The sequence below is a fragment of the Ornithinimicrobium jinqii genome, from assembly GCF_045032595.1.
Taxonomy (GTDB): domain Bacteria; phylum Actinomycetota; class Actinomycetes; order Actinomycetales; family Dermatophilaceae; genus Ornithinicoccus.
The window spans coordinates 1-16,378 of sequence record NZ_JBJFZS010000020.1 but is presented as its reverse complement, the minus strand read 5'-3'; the positions used below and the strand labels follow the sequence as shown (position 1 = coordinate 16,378).

Sequence of the window (16,378 nt, the reverse complement as noted above, 5' to 3'; positions counted from 1 at the left end):
AACGACGCACGAGGAAGGAACGCGATGACGAGCTCGACGAGCGGGTCGCCGCAGCGGACGGAGGGGGCGACCCCCACCGACGCGGCCGGCACCCTGTCGGCCCACGCGCTGGCCTCCAGCCGCATCGACAACCTGGGCCTGGGCTCCTGGCCGGCCCGCCGGGCCCGGGTGCGTCCCGACGCCGTCGCCTGGGAGTTCGAGGGCCGCGAGACGACCTACCTCGAGGTCCACGAGCGCACCAGCCGGCTCGCCGACGCCCTGTCCGCAGCCGGCGTCCGCCCGGAGGACCGCGTCGCCTACGTCGGCTTCAACCACCCCGCGCTGCTCGAGGTCTTCTTCGCGTGCGGGATCCTCGGCGCGACCGCCGTGCTCGTCAACCCGCGGCTGTCCGGCCCGGAGGTCGAGTTCATCCTGGGCGACTGCGGCGCCGAGGTCTGCTTCTACGGCGAGGCGCAGGTCGACAACGTCGCCCGGGTGCTGCTGCCCTCCGACCAGCTGTCGGTGCGCCGCTGGGTGCACGTCGACCACCCCGTCGAGGGCGCGCAGAGCATCGCCCACGAGGACCTCATGGCCACCGGCCGCCCCGACCGACGCGCCGCCGAGGTCCCGCTGGGGTCGGTCGCCCTGATCATGTACACCTCCGGCACCACCGGCCGCCCCAAGGGTGCGATGCTGACGCACCAGGGGCTCTTCTACCAGTACGTCAACGCGCTCATCGGCCAGGACCTGCGCCAGGACGAGGTGCACCTCACGATCGCGCCGCTGTTCCACATCGCCGGCCTCAACATGATGACGGTCCCCGCCTTCACCCTCGGCGGGCGTCTGGTCATCCAGCGCGCCTTCCACGCCGAGACGGTGCTGCGCACGATCGCCGAGCAGGGCGTCACCTCCGCCTTCTTCGTGCCGGCGATGCTCGACGCGCTCAGCCACCAGCCCACGTGGGAGCAGACCGACCTGTCCTCGCTGCGCTCCGTCATGGTGGGCGGGTCACCGCTGTCGGACCGCACCATCACGACCTGGGCCGACCGCGGGGTCCCGCTCATGCAGGGCTTCGGCATGACCGAGACCGCACCCGGCGCCCGCATGCTCGAGCCGCGGGACAACCGCACCAAGCTCGGCTCTGCAGGCCGCCCCCACTTCTTCACCGACAGCCGCGTCGTGGGCCTGGACGGGGAGCTGGCCGCGCCGGGCGAGGCCGGCGAGATCCTCATCAGCGGCCCCAACGTCATGGCCGGCTACTGGAACCGGCCGGAGGCGTCGAAGGAGGCCCTCGCCGACGGGTGGTACCACACCGGTGACGTGGGCCTCAGCGACGAGGACGGCTACCTCTACATCAAGGACCGGATCAAGGACATGTACATCTCCGGCGGGGAGAACGTCTACCCCGCGGAGGTCGAGAACGCCCTGATGAGCCTGCCCGGTGTGCGCGACTGCGCCGTGGTCGGCGTCCCCGACGAGCGCTGGGGCGAGTCCGGCATGGCGTTCGTCGAGGTGCTCCCCGACGTCCGGGTCGGCGGCGAGGAGCTGCGGGAGCAGCTCCGCGGCCGCCTGGCCGGCTACAAGCTGCCCCGCGAGGTGCGGGTCGTGGAGACCATCCCGCGCACCGCCACCGGCAAGGTCCAGAAGTTCCGGCTCCGCGAGCTGGCCGACGACCCCCTGCGGGACCAACCCGCACCCTGAGCAGACCCGACCACGCACGACACCTGTCCGATCTCGACCTACCCGATCTCGAAGGAGAGAACACCATGAAGAAGCTCACCCTCCCCGCGCTGGCCGTCGCCACCGCCCTCACCCTCGCCGCCTGCGGCGAGGGCACCCCGTCCTCGACCGACTCCGGCGCCGACAACGGCTCCGAGAGCCCCGACGCGGCCGCCGGCGACGGCGAGCTCACCGAGGTCACCGTCGGAACCCTGCCGATCCTGCCCACCGCCGTCATCGAGCTCGGCATCGACGAGGGCTTCTTCGAGGACGAGGGCCTGGAGCTGCAGGTCGAGACCGGCCAGGGCGGGGCAGCACTGCTGCCCGCCGTCATGAGCGGCAGCATGGACTTCGCCACCGGCAACCCGATCTCGCTCCTGCAGGCCCGCGACCAGGGCCTCGACGTGCGCGTCGTGTCGTCCTACACCTACGACACGCCCGAGGGCGTGCACGCCGTGCTGGCGCTGGCGGACAGCGACATCACCAGCGCCAAGGACCTGGAGGGCAAGACGGTCGCCGTCAACACGCTCAAGTCGATGGGCGACCTGACGATCATGGAGGCCGTGGCCCAGGACGGCGGCGACCCCGAGGCGGTCACCTTCGTCGAGATGCCCTACCCCAACATGGAGCAGGCGCTCGACCGCGGGGACGTCGACGCGGTCTGGACCCCGGAGCCGTTCATGACGATCATCGGCTCGGGCATCGGCAAGGTCGTGACCTACCCCGGTGTGGAGTCCGTCGAGGGCCACCCGACGATGATGTTCTTCTCCTCCGGCGAGTTCATCGACGGGGAGGCCGAGACGGTCCAGAAGATGAGCACCGCGATCAACGCGGCCATGGACTTCGCCTCCGAGAACCCGGACGCGGTGCGCGCCAAGGCGATCGAGATGCTCGACCTCGACCCGGCGCTGGCCGAGAAGGTCGTGCTCGAGGACTTCGGCGGTCCCGTGCGCAGGGACGTCGTGCAGGCCTTCGGCGACCTGATGGACAAGTACGGCATCCTCGAGAACCCGGCCGACGTCGAGGGGCTGCTCCAGTCCGTCCCGCAGGACTGAGGTCGCGCCGATGACCGAGCACACCCCGGGGCTCCCGGCGACGCTGGCCTGGCGCACCGACGGCGACGTCGGGGTGCTGGAGCTGGCCCGTCCCGAGAAGCACAACGCCCTCGACAACGAGACGGTGCTGGGGCTGGAGCGGTTCTTCACCTCCGTCCCCGACGGCGTCCGGGCGGTGGTGCTGGCCGCGCAGGGACGCAACTTCTGCGCAGGCCTCGACCTCACCACGATGGACCACTCCGGCGTCTTCGAGGGCGTGCTGCACTCGCGGATGTGGCACCGGGTCATGAGCACGATCATCGACGCCCCCGTGCCGGTCTTCAGCGTGCTCAAGGGTGCGGTCATCGGCGGTGGGCTGGAGCTCGCCTCGGCCACCCACGTCCGCGTCGCCGAGCGGTCGACGTTCTACGCCCTCCCGGAGGGCCAGCACGGCCTCTTCGTCGGGGGCGGGGCGTCCGTCCGCGTCCCGCGCCTCATCGGCGCGGCCCGGATGACGGACATGATGCTCACCGGGCGCCGCTACGACGCGGTCGAGGGGGAGCGGGTCGGTCTCTCTCAGTATGTCGTGGACAACGGGACGGGTCTGGACAGAGCTCTCGAGCTGGCCCACCGGGCAGCTGCCAACAGCCCGGTCACCAACTACGCCATCCTGCAGGTGCTCCCGAGGACGGCCGAGGTGGCGCCGCACGACGCCTACCTCATCGAGTCGCTGGTCGCGGGCATCGCCTCGGGCAGCGACGAGGCCAAGGGGCGCATGCGTTCCTTCCTCGACAAGGAGAAGGCGGGCCGGCCGTGAGCGGGGGCGCGGTGGTCGGCCCCGGCCGGCGCACCGTGCGCGCCGTCCTGGTCGTCGGGGCCGGCTCCATCGGCAGCAGCTGGGCCGCGCACCTGCTCGCGCACGGTCTCGAGGTCGTCGTCGTCGACCCGGTGGAGGCGTCGCACGCCTCCGCCCGGCGCACGGTCGAGAGCTACCTCGCGGAGGGCGGCCTGGACGGTGCGGACCTGGAGGAGGCGCTGTCCCGGCTGTCGACCACGACCGACCTCGTGGCTGCTGCCGGGCGGGCCGACCTCGTCGTCGAGGCCGGCCCGGAGGTGCTCTCGGTCAAGCGGGAGATCTTCGCCGAGCTCGACGCGGCCACCCCCGCGGACGTCCTGCTCACCAGCTCGAGCTCCGGGATCGCGCCGAGCAGCTTCGCCGACGCGGCCGTCCGCCACCCCGAGCGCGTCCTCGTCGCCCACCCGTTCAACCCGCCGCACATCGTGCCGCTCGTCGAGCTCGTGGGCGCGACGAGCACCAGCCCGGAGGCGCTGGCGGCCGCCGGCGCCTTCTTCACGGGCGTGGGCAAGCGGTGCATCACGCTGCACACCGAGCTGCCCGGCCACGTCGTCAACCGCCTCCAGGCGGCCCTGTGGCGGGAGGCCTACGACCTCGTGGGCCGCGGCGCGGTCACGGTCGCCGACATCGACACCGCGATCGCATGGGGGCCAGGCCTCCGCTGGGCGCTGCTCGGCCCGTTCGCCACCCAGCACCTGTCCGGCGGTGACGGTGGCATCGCGCACATCCTCGACCACCTCGGTCCGCCCATGGAGGAGTGGTGGCAGGACCTGGGAGCGCCCGAGCTGACGCCGGAGCTGGTGGCCAGGATCGTCCGGGGCATGGACGAGGCGATGGCGGGCGTCGGTCAGACGGAGGACCAGCTGCGCGCCCGGCGCGACGCCGCCCTGCGCGCGCTGGTCGCCGCCAAGGAGGAGGTTGGTCTGCCGTGACCGACGAGAACCCGACCCCCGTCGAGCACGGGACCCTGCTCTGGGAGCCCACCGAGGCGACCCTGCGGTCGTCCCGGCTCTGGCCCTACCTGCGCTGGCTGGAGGCCGAGAGGGGACTCACCTTCCCCGACCGGACGGCGCTGTGGACCTGGTCGACCCAGGACCAGGAGGCGTTCTGGCGCAGCATCTGGGACTACTTCGACGTGCTGTCCTCCGTCCCTCCGGAGCGGATGCTCGCGAACGCCGAGATGCCCGGGGCACGCTGGTTCCCCGGAGCGCGCCTCAACTACGCCGAGCAGGTCTTCCGGTTCGCCGACGACGACCGCGTCGCCGTGCACGGCTACTCCCAGACGCGGGAGCCGGTGCGCCTCACCCTCGGCGAGCTGCGCGACCAGGTCGGCCGGGCCCGGCGGGTCCTGCAGGACCTCGGCGTCGGCCCCGGCGACCGTGTCGTCGCCTACGTCCCCAACATCCCCGAGGCCGTCGTCGCCTTCCTGGCCACCGCGTCGCTGGGCGCCGTCTGGGCCTCGTGCGCCATCGAGTTCGGCGCCCGCTCGGTCCTCGAGCGCTTCGGACAGGTCGAGCCGACGGTCCTGCTGACGGTCGCCGGCTACGGCTACGGCACCAAGTGGGTGGACCGGACCGCGGAGGTCGACCAGGTGGTGGCGGGTCTGCCCACCCTGCGCGGCGTCCTCGACCTCGGCTACGGCGGACGGCATACCCACGTCCCCCACGCCCTCGACTGGACCACCGCCCTGGAGCAGGTCGGACCCCAGCCGCTGGAGTTCGAGCAGGTGCCCTCCGACCACCCGCTGTTCGTCCTCTTCTCCTCGGGCACCACGGGCCTGCCGAAGGCCATCGTCCACGGCCACGGCGGCATCCTGCTCGAGCACCTGAAGAACCACGCGCTGTCCTGGGACCTCGGACCCGGCGACGTCTTCCTGTGGTACTCCACCACCGCCTGGATGATGTGGAACGCCCTGGTCAGCGGCCTCGTCGTCGGCTCCGGCATCGTGTGCATCGACGGCCACCCCATGCACCCCGGCACGGACTGGCAGTGGCAGCTCGCGGCCGAGACCGGCGCCACCGTCATGGGCGCGGCACCGGGACTCGTGATGGCCAGCCGCAAGGAGGGGCTCACCCCCGCGACCGACCACGACCTGGCGGTGCGGGTCTTCGCCTCCGCCGGTGCCCCGCTGCCGCCCGAGGGCTACGCGTGGGTCTACGAGCAGCTGCCCCACGTCGTCCTCAACGTCGGGTCCGGGGGCACCGACATCTGCTCCGGCATCGTCCAGGGCGACCCGTGGACCCCGGTCTGGGCGGGCGAGATCTCCGGCCCGGCCTTCGGGGTCGCCGCCTGTGCCTTCGACGAGCAGGGACGACCCGTGGTGGGGAGCCTCGGCGAGCTGGTCATCACCGCGCCGCTGCCCTCCATGCCCGTGGGGTTCTGGGGCGACGACGACGGCTCCCGGCTGCGGGCCACCTACTTCGACACCTTTCCCGGGGTATGGCGTCACGGCGACTGGATCCTCTTCGCGCCGGAGGGGCACTGCCACGTCGCCGGACGCTCCGACGCCACCCTCAACCGCGGTGGCGTGCGTCTCGGGACGGCCGAGTTCTACCGCGTCACCGAGGAGATCCCCGGGGTCGCCGACTCCCTCGTCGTGCACCTCGAGGAGGCCGGCGGCAACGGCCAGCTGCTGCTGCTCGTGCAGACCGAGCCCGGCCAGGAGCTGGACGACGAGCTGCGAGGCGTCATCAACCGGGCCCTGCGCACCCAGCTCTCGCCCCGGCACGTGCCCGACACGATCGTGCAGGTGCCCGTCGTCCCCCGCAACAGGACCGGCAAGAAGCTCGAGCTGCCGGTCAAGCGCATTCTGCAGGGCCACCCGCTGGAGCAGGTCGCCTCCCGCGACGCCCTGGCCGACCAGACCTCCCTCGACCCCATCGTCGCCCTGGCGACCCAGCACTAGGAGCACCGTGCCTCGCTTCACCGGAGCCGACCTCGACCTGGACGCGCTGCGCGCCATCGACATGCACGTCCACGTCGAGATCGACGACCACGGCCACCTGTCCATGGACGCCGAGCTGATCGACGCGTCCGCGGCGTGGTTCAAGGGCGACCACGGCCGCACCCCGACGGTCGAGCAGATCGCCGCGACCTACCGCCGGCTGGAGATGGCAGCGGTGGTCTTCACCGTCGACGCCACCACCGCCCAGGGCTACCCGCCGATCTCCAGCGAGTGGGTCGCCGAGCAGGCCCGGGACCACGCCGACGTGCTCGTGCCCTTCGGGTCGGTCGACCCGCTGCGCGGGGAGGCGGCGGTCGAGCAGGCCTACTCCCTCGTGGAGGACCACGGCGTCGCCGGCTTCAAGTTCCACCCCTCGCTGCAGGCGTTCTCCCCCGACGACGAGGCGTACTACCCGCTCTGGACGGCGCTCGAGGACCTGGGGGTGCCGGCCCTGTTCCACACCGGCCAGAACGGGATCGGCGCCGGGCTGCCGGGCGGGGCCGGGCTGAAGCTGCGCTACTCGAGCCCGATGCTGCTCGACGACGTGGCCGCCGACTTCCCGAACCTCTCCGTCATCCTGGCGCACCCGTCGGTGCCGTGGCAGGCGGAGGCGATCTCCATCGCGACGCACAAGGCCAACGTCTACCTCGAGCTGTCCGGCTGGTCGCCGAAGTACTTCCCGGCCGAGCTGGTCCGGGCGGCGTCCGGGATGCTGCGCAGGCAGACGCTGTTCGGCACCGACTACCCCCTCATCTCTCCGGAGCGGTGGCTGGCGGACTTCGAGGCGCTCGACGTGCGTCCCGAGGCCGTGCCGCTCATCCTCAAGGACAACGCGGTGCGGGTGCTGGGCCTGGCTGGCGGGAGGGCCTGAGCCATGCTGTTCCATCTCGACGAGGACCTGCTCGCCCTCCAGGAGGTCGCGCGCGACGTGGCCCTGGAGAGGGTCGGTCCGCACGCGGCACTGGTGGACGAGGAGGGCGTCTTCCCGCAGGAGTCGGTGGACGCGCTGGTGGCCGCCGAGCTGCACGCCGTCTCCATCCCTGAGGCGTACGGGGGCCAGGGGGTCTCCCTCCTGGGATCGGTCGTCGTCGCCGAGCAGGTGGCCCGGGTGTGCGCCACGTCGCAGCAGGTGACGGGCGCCAACGAGCTGTTCGCGATCCCGTTGCTGCTCGCCGCCTCCGAGGAGCAGAAGCAGCGCTGGCTCCGGCCGGTCGCCGACGGGTCGTGCCTCGGCGCGTTCGCGCTGTCCGAGCGGGAGGCCGGCAGCGACGTGGCCGCCATGCGCACCCGCGCCGTGCGTGACGGTGACGGGTGGGTGCTGCGCGGCACGAAGACCTGGATCACCAACGCCGGCCAGGCAGGGGTGTATGTCGTGTTCGCCGTCACCGACCCCGACGCCGGGGGGAGGGGCATCTCCGCCTTCGTCGTGGAGGCGCGGGACGAGGGCATGTCCTTCGGTGCGCTCGAGCGGAAGATGGGGCTCAAGGGCTCGCCGACCCGCGAGGTCACCTTCGACGACCTCCGGCTCCCGGCCGACCGGCTCGTGGGCGCCGAGGGCCAGGGCCTGCGCATCGCCCTCGGCACCCTCGACCGCACCCGCGCCGTCGTGGCCGGGCAGGCCGTCGGCATCGCGCAGGGCGCCCTCGACCTCGCTCTCGACTACACGAGGACGCGGCACCAGTTCGGCCAGCCGGTCGCCAGCTTCCAGGGCGTCCAGTTCATGCTGGCCGACATGGAGACCGCCGTCCGCGCCTCCCGGCTCCTGGCCTACGCGGCCGCCGAGGCCGCCGAGGTGGGGGCCGACGACATGTCGCTGGCCGGCGCGGCGGCCAAGTGCTTCGCCTCGGACACGGCCATGTCGGTCACGACCGACGCGGTGCAGTTGCTGGGCGGGGCGGGATACACCCGCGACTTCCCGGCCGAGCGGATGATGCGCGACGCGAAGATCACCCAGATCTACGAGGGCACCAACCAGATCCAGCGGATCGTCATCGCCCGGGCGCTCACGCGCTAGCGGACGGACATGCCTGTGACCCGGCCGTGAGGCCGGGTGCGGAGCGGGGTGCTCAGACGTGCCAGGTGGCGACGCCACCGTCGACGGTGCAGGTGAGGTCCTTGTCGTGGACCTTCGTGTGGGGGCGTGGGCAGAGCAGGACGAGGTAAGCGATGTCGGTGCGCCCGCCCCTGGACCACCAGATGATGTGGTGCGCGTCGCACCAGGTCCCGGGGACGGAGCACCCGGGGAAGGCGCAGTGCTGGTCGCGCACCATCAGGGCCTTGAACTGACCAGGGGTGGCGAGACGGACGGTCCGGCCCAGCGCCCGGGGCTCATCGTGCTCGCCCAGGACGATGGGGGTGAGGTCGCCGATGCAGGCGAACCGGCCGGCCTGGGACGCGGCGAACGCCTGCCCGGTGTGCGCGAACGCCGCTCCCGTGGGGCGGCCGGTGGCGGGGTCGGCCTTGACGGTGACCAGGACCGAGGCGCGCGCCTGGGAGGGGGGCGCGCCGGGGTTGGAGAGGCCACGGTTGAGGACCATGAAGAGCGCGTCGTACCTGCGAACCGGCGCCGATCGTTCGTCGGGGGTGCCGTCCTCGCCGGGGGTGGGGCGGGCCAGTGCGCCGCTGAGGACGCCGTCGATGAGGGCGGAGTCGGACTCTGGCGCGTCCATCGTGTAGCGGATGAGTCCGTCGGTGAGCTTGCGCCTGACGATGGAGCGCAGGTTGGTCGCGGTGTCCGGCACGTCGTCGTCGGGCTTCTCCTCGAGCAGCTCGATCAGCAGCTTCTTGCAGACAGCCCCCAGGTCCGCATCACAGATGCGCGGGTTCGTCGCGGCGCCGGTGGCGATGCCGGCGTAGGCCTCCTGCTGGTCCACGTCCAGGGACGACGCGAGGCGGGTCATCGTCCTGGCGACCTTGGCCGCCCGCGACAGGCTCGTGGTCCCGGCGCGCACGGCCTGACCCAGCGGACCGCCCCAGTGCTGTCGGGAGGCCTCGACGACCGCGAGCGCGAACCCGGTCGCGTCCAGCTGGGACCGCACGCGCCCCACCGCCTCCAGCCCTTCGACGATCCCGTGGTCCAGCACCCTCGCCAGGCCACCGTCGTCCAGGGCGGTGCGCCCCAGGCCGCGGGCGGCGGTCGTGAGTCCACCGGCCAGCTCCTCGATGGGCAGCGCTGACTCCTCCTGCCAGGCGTGCGTGGCGTGAAGGTCTTCCAGGCGGTCCCAGTACTGCGCACATCCCGGGTCGTCCGCGGACCCCAGGGTGCTCAGCTGCGCCGCGACGACGGCCGCGACCTCCGCCGCCTCGGCCTGAGTCACCGGCTCCGGGACCCACTCCTGCAGGTCGAGGATCGTGTCCTCGACCTCCATCCGGGTGCCCGTGATCTCCATATCCACACTCAAGCACCAGGCACTGACAGACCCTGAGCCGCACGAGAGGAGGCAAGCCCGTCGGCGAGGAACCGTCCGGTGCTCGCGCGACGTCGGCGAGCGTCTTCGCGGCAGGTCAAGGGCGCGTCGCGGGCTCTGAGACCCTGGTAGCCCGCCGGTGCGCTGCACGAACTCGAGGAGGACACCGCCGACAGTCGGCTTGAACAGCTGCAGGGACGACGTCCCAATCACCCGGTCGAGCAGGATCCCGTGCCGGTGAAGCCGCTCGAGGCGGCCGTCGGGCAGCCCCTAGACCGACTGCAGGTCCTCGTCGGAGTTGTTGCCGACGTGCAGCAGGGGGACGCCCTGCTCGGAGAGGTAGGCAGCGGTGACGAGCCGGTCCTGCGCGGCGAACGCCACGTGCTGCGTGCCGTGGTTCGGGGTCGGCGCCTCCCGCGAGGCGCCGCGACCGCCAGGTGGTGCCCCTCCAGCCTGTCCATCCGCGAGTCCACCGGAAGGGTGCGCGCCTGAGGCCCCCCTGCTCAGCGGGCGACCGGGATGATCCGTAGACCGTCCGCCTCGGCGAGGATCACAAGGTCACCCCGAGCGTCTCCGTCCACAGCGGCCTCCAGGTCGTCGACGGACCACGGTCCGGCGCCGTCGTCGGTGCGACGCACGAGCTGCACCGTCGCGCCGGTGCGGCGGGCCAGCTCGGCGGCGACCGTCGGGTCGGCAGCACCGATCAGCAGGACGTGCCCGCGCGCGACGGTCCGCGGCCCGGCGGCGGCGGGGGCAGGTGCGTGCTCCCGGTCGGAGCGGAAGACGTTCCAGTGGTAGGCCGACACGAGCGTGGAGCTGACCAGGATGCCAAGGGCGAAGCGGGTGCGGCGCGCGGTCTCGCCGTCGAAGCCGTTCCCCAGCACGTCCTCGAGCAGGAGGTAGACGCCGACGAGCAGCGCGACCACCGCGACGATGCCCACCACCCCGAAGAGGACCACGAGGAAGATGCGGCGCGTGGGGGAGACGACCTCCTCCGCCGGGTTCGCCGCGACGGCACGCTGGGCGAGCCGCCAGTGCCACCACCAGACCGGCAGGCCGACCGCGAGCAGCGTCAGGGCGGCCAGCAGCGTGTTGATGGTGCTCGAGCCGACGACGACGCCACCGCCACCGGCGAGCGACTCGACGAGGGTGACGAGCACCATGGTCACGCCGGCTGACGCGGTGACGAGGGCGATCCCGGCCATGAGGTACTCGTAGACGCGCCGGACCTCGCTGCGCTGCTCCTCACGACGGGTGCCGAGGACCGACTGGTGGTACCACCAGACGAGGCCTCCCACGAGCGCTGCGCCGAGCAGGGTCGGGGTGCCGTCGAAGTGCTCGGTGGCGGAGGAGGCCCGCGGGTCGCCGACCAGCCACACGAGCACGTCGTAGAGCAGCAGGCTGCCAGCGGTGAGGGCGACGATCAGTCCGCCGCCGACCCCCGCCAGCAGGACGTAGACCAGCCAGGCCGTGTCCCGCGGGCTGCGCGCCGTCGTGCGGAGCCAGTAGTAGAGCCAGACCAGCGCGCCGACCAGCGTCAGCGCCGCGGCGCGGAGCAGGGGGTCGAGGGCGCCGCCGACGAGCGTGTCGCCGCGCATGCCGAGCAGCTCGGCCAGGGAGGCACCCACGAGCTGCACGAGTCCGGTGACGGCGACCCCCAGCCCGATGAGGGAGCCGGCCAGGTGCAGCAGGCGCAGGTGCGCCACGGGGGTATGCCGTGCCACCCACAGGTGAAGCGCCCACGCGGCACCCCAGACGAGTGCCGTCGCCAGGCCGGCGCCGTCCCACCTGGACACGCCGAACAACGCGGTCAGCGTCTGGTAGAGACCCGACATGGTCATGACGAGGGCCACCAAAGTCGCGACCGTGAGGTAGAACGCCCAGCCCAGGGAACGCACCTCCGCGGGGTCCGAGCGCAGCCGCTTCAGGGACCACCAGCCCAGGAGTGCGAACAGGGGCAGGCCGATGAAGGTGAACGTCAGCTGCAGGGCGAGGTCCGCGTCGTTGCGGACGAGGACATCCGAGATGTCCAGGAGGGAGGCCAGGAGACCGCTCAGACCGCTCGCGGCGACGATGAGCAGACCAAGCAGCAGGAGGTACTGGAAGAACCGGCGTACGGAGTGCCCGGTCAGGCCCGGCTCACCAGCCGCCTGCGGGTTGCGGTTGCGCCGGACCGCCAGCACGATGCCCACGACGATCAGCGCGGGGAGGGCCAGGGACACCAGGGTGGACAGGATTCCGAAGATCATGGCTTGGGGTCCTCGCAGAAGTAGGCCGGCCACGGCTGACCGGCGATGAGCCAGCCTGAGTCGGCGCGCACCAGCCGGAAGGTCTCGTTGCTGGCGTACTCCTGACCGGCGAAGGGGCCCTCGCCGTAGACGAGGTCCACCATCACCCGGGCCGTCTCGTCCTGCGCGGAGCTGTTCGTGACGACGACCCTGGCCGGCTCCTGGAACTCGCCGCGCTCGAGGTCGTCGACGGTGCAGCCGCCCTCCGGGTCGAGAAGGCTCGCGGCGCCCTGGAGGTCACCGTCGAGGATGTCCTGGACGTAGCTCTGGACGGTCGCCTCGGGCGTCCCCGCGTCGAACTGCACGGCTGGGCGCCGGACCGAGACGAGCGCCGCGACGACCGCCAGAAGGAGCAGGGCTCCGACCGCGATCGCCAGCACCTTGTTGGCCCTGGTGTTCATGCCCCCAGCATGGCACCAAACCGCTGGTCAGACCCGGTTCTGGGCTGTTCGGTCGCTCACTCCCCGGCACCCCCGGCAGGACCGGCCACGGCGGCGATCGGGGCCGGTGCGGGGGTCCCGGAACCGTCCCGCTTGTCGTTGGTCTCGGGCAGGTCCACCGCGACCCCGCTGCTCGAGGCCGCCATCGGGGGAGCGGCCCCGGCCCAGGCGAGCACGAGCGCGTCCTCGCCGCGCAGGAACCGGTGGCAGCGCAACCCGCCGGTCGCGCGACCCTTGGCCGGGTAGGCCCACAGGTCGGTCACCTTGACCGACCCGGGTTCGCTGCCAGGCAGGGCGGACGCCGACCCCGCGACCGTGACCACGACGTTCTCCGTGTCCGCGGTGACGGCCGTGAAGGCGACCACGCGGTCACCGGGTCCGAGCTTGATGCCGACCATGCCCCCACCGGCCCGACCCTGGGGCCGCACCGCAGAGGCGGAGAAGTGCAGCAGGTGCGCGGCGGAGCTGATGAGCACCAGGGACTCCTCGCCGGTGGCCAGCTCGACCGCGCCGACCACCCGGTCGCCGTCCTTGAGCGAGATCACCTCGAAGTCGGACCGGTTGCCCGGGTAGTCCGGGTTGACCCTCTTGACCACCCCCTGCTGGGTGCCCACCGCGAGGCCCGGACCGTCTGCGGTGAGCGAGCAGAGGGTGAGGGGCTGCTCCTGCGGGGCCAGGTCCAGGAACGCGGACAGCGGAGCGCCGCCCGAGAGAGCCGGTGCCTCGGCCGTCGGGGGGAGCGTGGGCAGCTCCACGACAGACAGGCGCAGCACCCGGCCGGCCGAGGTGACCAGGCCCACCTCCCCCCGGGCGGTGGCGCGCACCCGGGAGAGGACGACGTCGTGCTTGGCGCGTCGACCGCCGACGCCGAGCGGCCCCGCGGTGGTGGTCCGGGCGACCAGCCCGGCGCTGGACAGCAGGACCCAGCACGGGTCGTCGGCGACCTCCAGGGCAGACCCGGCACCCTTCGCCGCGGAGGACCCGGCGGCGGACGGCATACCCGCCGCCCCGTCGCTCTCCAGGAGCACGGTGCGACGGGGGGTGCCGTGCTCGCGCGCGACCGCCGCCAGCTCCTCGGAGACGAGCGCGAGGAGGAGGGCGGGGTCGTTCAGGAGGGCCTGGAGCTGCTCGATCTCGCGCCGCAGCTCGTCTCGCTCGGACTCCAGCTCGATGCGGGAGAACTTGGTGAGCCGGCGCAGCTGCAGGTCCAGGATGTGGTTGGCCTGGATCTCGGAGAGGTCGAAGACCTGCATGAGCCTGGTGCGCGCGCTCGCGACGTCCTCGGCGGCGCGGATGAGCTGGATCACCTCGTCGATGTCGATGATCGCGATCAGCAGACCCTCGACGAGGTGGAGACGGTCCTGCTTCTTGCCCAGGCGGTGGGCAGTGCGCCGGCGCACCACGCCGGTGCGGAAGTCGACGTAGACCTTCAGCAGCTCCTTCAGGCCCAGGGTGCGCGGCTGCCCGTCCACGAGGGCCACGTTGTTGATGCCGAAGGACTCCTCCATCGGCGTCATGCGGTAGAGCTGCTCGAGCACCGCCTCGGGGTTGAACCCGGTCTTGATCTCGATGACGAGGTGCAGGCCCTTGGTCCGGTCGGTCAGGTCCACGATGTCGGAGATGCCCTGCAGCTTCTTGGACTGCACCAGCTGCTTGACCTTCTCGATCACCTTCTCCGGCCCGACGAGGTAGGGCAGGTCGGTGACGACGATGGCCTTCTTGCGGGGGGTCACGTTCTCGATCCGAGCCGTGGCGCGGGTGCGGAAGGAGCCGCGTCCGCTCTCGTAGGCGTCGCGGATGCCGTCCAGCCCCACGATCCGCCCGCCCAGCGGCAGGTCCGGGCCGGGCACGAAACGCATCAGCGCCTCGAGGTCGGCCTCCGGGTGCGCGATGAGGTGGCGCGCGGCACCGATGACCTCGACGAGGTTGTGCGGGGCCATGTTGGTGGCCATCCCGACCGCGATGCCCGCCGCGCCGTTGACGAGCAGGTTGGGGTAGGCCGCCGGCAGCACCTCCGGCTGCATGAGCTGGTCGTCGTAGTTGGGGACGAAGTCGACCGTGCTCTCGTCCAGCCCCGCGGTCATCAGCAGCGCGGCGGGCGCCAGCCGGGCCTCGGTGTAGCGGCTCGCGGCCGGGCCGTCGTCGAGGGAGCCGAAGTTGCCGTGCCCGTCGACCAGCGGCAGGCGCATCGTGAACGGCTGCGCCATGCGGACCATCGCGTCGTAGATCGCGGTGTCCCCGTGCGGGTGGTACTTGCCCATCACCTCGCCCACCACCCGCGAGCACTTGACGTGCGCCCGGTCGGGCCGCAGCCCCAGCTCGCTCATCGCGAAGAGGATCCGCCGCTGCACCGGCTTCAGCCCGTCCCGGGCGTCCGGCAGCGCCCGGGAGTAGATGACCGAGTAGGCGTACTCCAGGAAAGCCCCCTCCATCTCCTCCTGGACGTCGACCTCGACGATCTTCTCCTCGACGGCGAAGAGGTCTTCGCTCTGCGACGGCTTGCGCGGGGCCATGGGCTGCGGGTGCTCCTGGGGCGGCGGGGAGGGGACGACCCAGGGTATGCCGTGGCACCGGACGAGCCGCGGAGGCGCGGCGGCATAAGTCCCTTGCACGACACGGTACTGCCGTAGTACCGTGTGGTGCATGGCAGCAAAGGATGCGGCACTCACCCAGCTCCGCAAGGGGGCGCTGGAGCACTGCGTCCTGGCGTTGCTGGAGGAGGAGGAACGCTACGGATACGACCTCGTCACCGAGCTCTCCGAGGCAGGGCTGCTCGCGAGCGAGGGGACGATCTACCCGCTCCTGAGCCGGCTCCGCAAGGAGGAGCTCGTCCAGACCTCCTGGCAGGAGTCCTCGAGCGGACCCCCGCGTCGGTACTACTCGCTCACGGCGCAGGGCCGCTCGGCCCTCGACGCCTTCACCCGGTCGTGGGCGGAGTTCAAACGCTCCGTCGACCAGATCCTCGCAGGGAAGGACCCCCGATGATGACTGCACTGGACCACCCGCTGGTCGTCGACTATCTGCACCGGCTGCACCTTGAGACCGTCAGGCTGCCCGTCCTCGAGGCCCACGAGCTCGAGACCGACATCCGCAGCCACCTCGGTGCCGCCCTCGGGGACGCCCCGACGGAGGCGGAGGTGCGGCAGACGATCGACCGCCTGGGCACGCCCACCGAGCTCGTGGAGGCGGCCGGCGGTGGCGACACGTCCCCGGACCCCGCCGCGTGGGCCGCGGCCGGCGGGGACCGCGTGTCCCCGCCCGACCGGGGGTCGGGCGGTCGGGAGGCGGCTGCGATCGTCCTGCTCCTGGGCTCGGCCCTGCTCTTCGTCCTGTGGCCGCTGGCGGTCCCGATGTGGGTCGCGGGCCTCGTCCTGGTCATGCTGGGCCGCCGCTGGGACGTCGGGGACAAGGTCCGGGCGGGGGTCGTCCTCGGGAGCGCGCTGCCCCTGGTGCTGCTCGTCTTCATCAGCGCCGGCCTCGTGGTGTGGTCGGTCACCGAGTGCGTCCCGGGGCCCGACGGCGCGGAGGTCTGCACCAGCAGCGGCGGCGGCGCCCCGTGGGTGGGATACGTCGTGCTTGCGCTGCTGGTCGTCTACGTCGTCGTCCTGGTCCGCACGACCGTCCGGCTGGTCCGGTCGTCGAGGCGCGCCGACCAGGGTGTCACCGCCTAGCGTCCCTCGGTCCTGCGTCTGGCGGTGCCGGTGCTGGAGC

Annotated in this window: 13 protein-coding genes; 9 read left to right on the top strand and 4 right to left on the bottom strand. The window is 72.2% G+C overall.

The features are described 5' to 3' along the window. Positions 1 to 24 precede the first annotated feature (24 nt). From ACI3ET_RS09345 to ACI3ET_RS09315, 7 genes are all read left to right on the top strand, one after another. A complete protein-coding gene (locus ACI3ET_RS09345; RefSeq protein WP_405032755.1) occupies positions 25 to 1,680 on the top strand; it encodes an acyl-CoA synthetase in 1,656 nt (551 codons plus the stop codon). Positions 1,681 to 1,745: 65 nt separating this feature from the next. Continuing rightward, positions 1,746 to 2,753 carry an ABC transporter substrate-binding protein gene (locus ACI3ET_RS09340; RefSeq protein ID WP_405032754.1) on the top strand — a complete coding sequence of 336 codons (1,008 nt, stop codon included), beginning with the start codon at positions 1,746 to 1,748 and terminating at the stop codon, positions 2,751 to 2,753. Between the two features lie 10 nt (positions 2,754 to 2,763). Further along, the gene (locus ACI3ET_RS09335; protein WP_405032753.1) at positions 2,764 to 3,549 is read left to right on the top strand and encodes a crotonase/enoyl-CoA hydratase family protein; all 786 of its coding nucleotides are present in this window, start codon (positions 2,764 to 2,766) and stop codon (positions 3,547 to 3,549) included. Next, entirely contained in the window at positions 3,546 to 4,520 is a 975-nt protein-coding gene (locus tag ACI3ET_RS09330) for a 3-hydroxyacyl-CoA dehydrogenase family protein (protein ID WP_405032752.1), read from the top strand. Before ACI3ET_RS09335 ends, ACI3ET_RS09330 begins: the two co-directional genes overlap by 4 nt. Further along, positions 4,517 to 6,493 carry an acetoacetate--CoA ligase gene (locus ACI3ET_RS09325; RefSeq protein ID WP_405032751.1) on the top strand — a complete coding sequence of 659 codons (1,977 nt, stop codon included), beginning with the start codon at positions 4,517 to 4,519 and terminating at the stop codon, positions 6,491 to 6,493. The genes ACI3ET_RS09330 and ACI3ET_RS09325 overlap by 4 nt, the downstream gene beginning before the upstream one ends. A gap of 7 nt (positions 6,494 to 6,500) precedes the next feature. Then, a complete protein-coding gene (locus ACI3ET_RS09320; protein ID WP_463671515.1) occupies positions 6,501 to 7,403 on the top strand; it encodes an amidohydrolase family protein in 903 nt (300 codons plus the stop codon). 3 nt (positions 7,404 to 7,406) lie between these two features. Continuing rightward, on the top strand, positions 7,407 to 8,546 hold the full coding sequence (locus ACI3ET_RS09315; RefSeq protein ID WP_405032750.1) for an acyl-CoA dehydrogenase family protein: 1,140 nt from the start codon (positions 7,407 to 7,409) through the stop codon (positions 8,544 to 8,546). Positions 8,547 to 8,598: 52 nt separating this feature from the next. Here ACI3ET_RS09315 and ACI3ET_RS09310 read toward each other — a convergent pair whose 3' ends face one another. From ACI3ET_RS09310 to ACI3ET_RS09295, 4 genes are all read right to left on the bottom strand, one after another. Then, positions 8,599 to 9,921, bottom strand: coding sequence for an HNH endonuclease signature motif containing protein (locus ACI3ET_RS09310; protein ID WP_405032749.1), 1,323 nt, complete (start codon positions 9,919 to 9,921; stop codon positions 8,599 to 8,601). Between the two features lie 521 nt (positions 9,922 to 10,442). Continuing rightward, complete coding sequence (locus tag ACI3ET_RS09305) at positions 10,443 to 12,188, bottom strand: DUF5671 domain-containing protein (protein ID WP_405032748.1); 1,746 nt, start codon at positions 12,186 to 12,188, stop codon at positions 10,443 to 10,445. Further along, positions 12,185 to 12,628, bottom strand: coding sequence for a hypothetical protein (locus ACI3ET_RS09300; RefSeq protein WP_405032747.1), 444 nt, complete (start codon positions 12,626 to 12,628; stop codon positions 12,185 to 12,187). The genes ACI3ET_RS09305 and ACI3ET_RS09300 overlap by 4 nt, the downstream gene beginning before the upstream one ends. A gap of 56 nt (positions 12,629 to 12,684) precedes the next feature. After that, entirely contained in the window at positions 12,685 to 15,180 is a 2,496-nt protein-coding gene (locus tag ACI3ET_RS09295) for a DNA gyrase/topoisomerase IV subunit A (RefSeq protein WP_405032746.1), read from the bottom strand. Between the two features lie 130 nt (positions 15,181 to 15,310). Here ACI3ET_RS09295 and ACI3ET_RS09290 point away from each other — a divergent pair, with 130 nt between their 5' ends. Both ACI3ET_RS09290 and ACI3ET_RS09285 read left to right on the top strand, forming a co-directional pair. Continuing rightward, positions 15,311 to 15,652, top strand: coding sequence for a PadR family transcriptional regulator (locus tag ACI3ET_RS09290; protein WP_405032745.1), 342 nt, complete (start codon positions 15,311 to 15,313; stop codon positions 15,650 to 15,652). Beyond that, complete coding sequence (locus ACI3ET_RS09285; RefSeq protein WP_405032744.1) at positions 15,649 to 16,338, top strand: DUF1700 domain-containing protein; 690 nt, start codon at positions 15,649 to 15,651, stop codon at positions 16,336 to 16,338. The genes ACI3ET_RS09290 and ACI3ET_RS09285 overlap by 4 nt, the downstream gene beginning before the upstream one ends. Positions 16,339 to 16,378 lie beyond the last annotated feature (40 nt).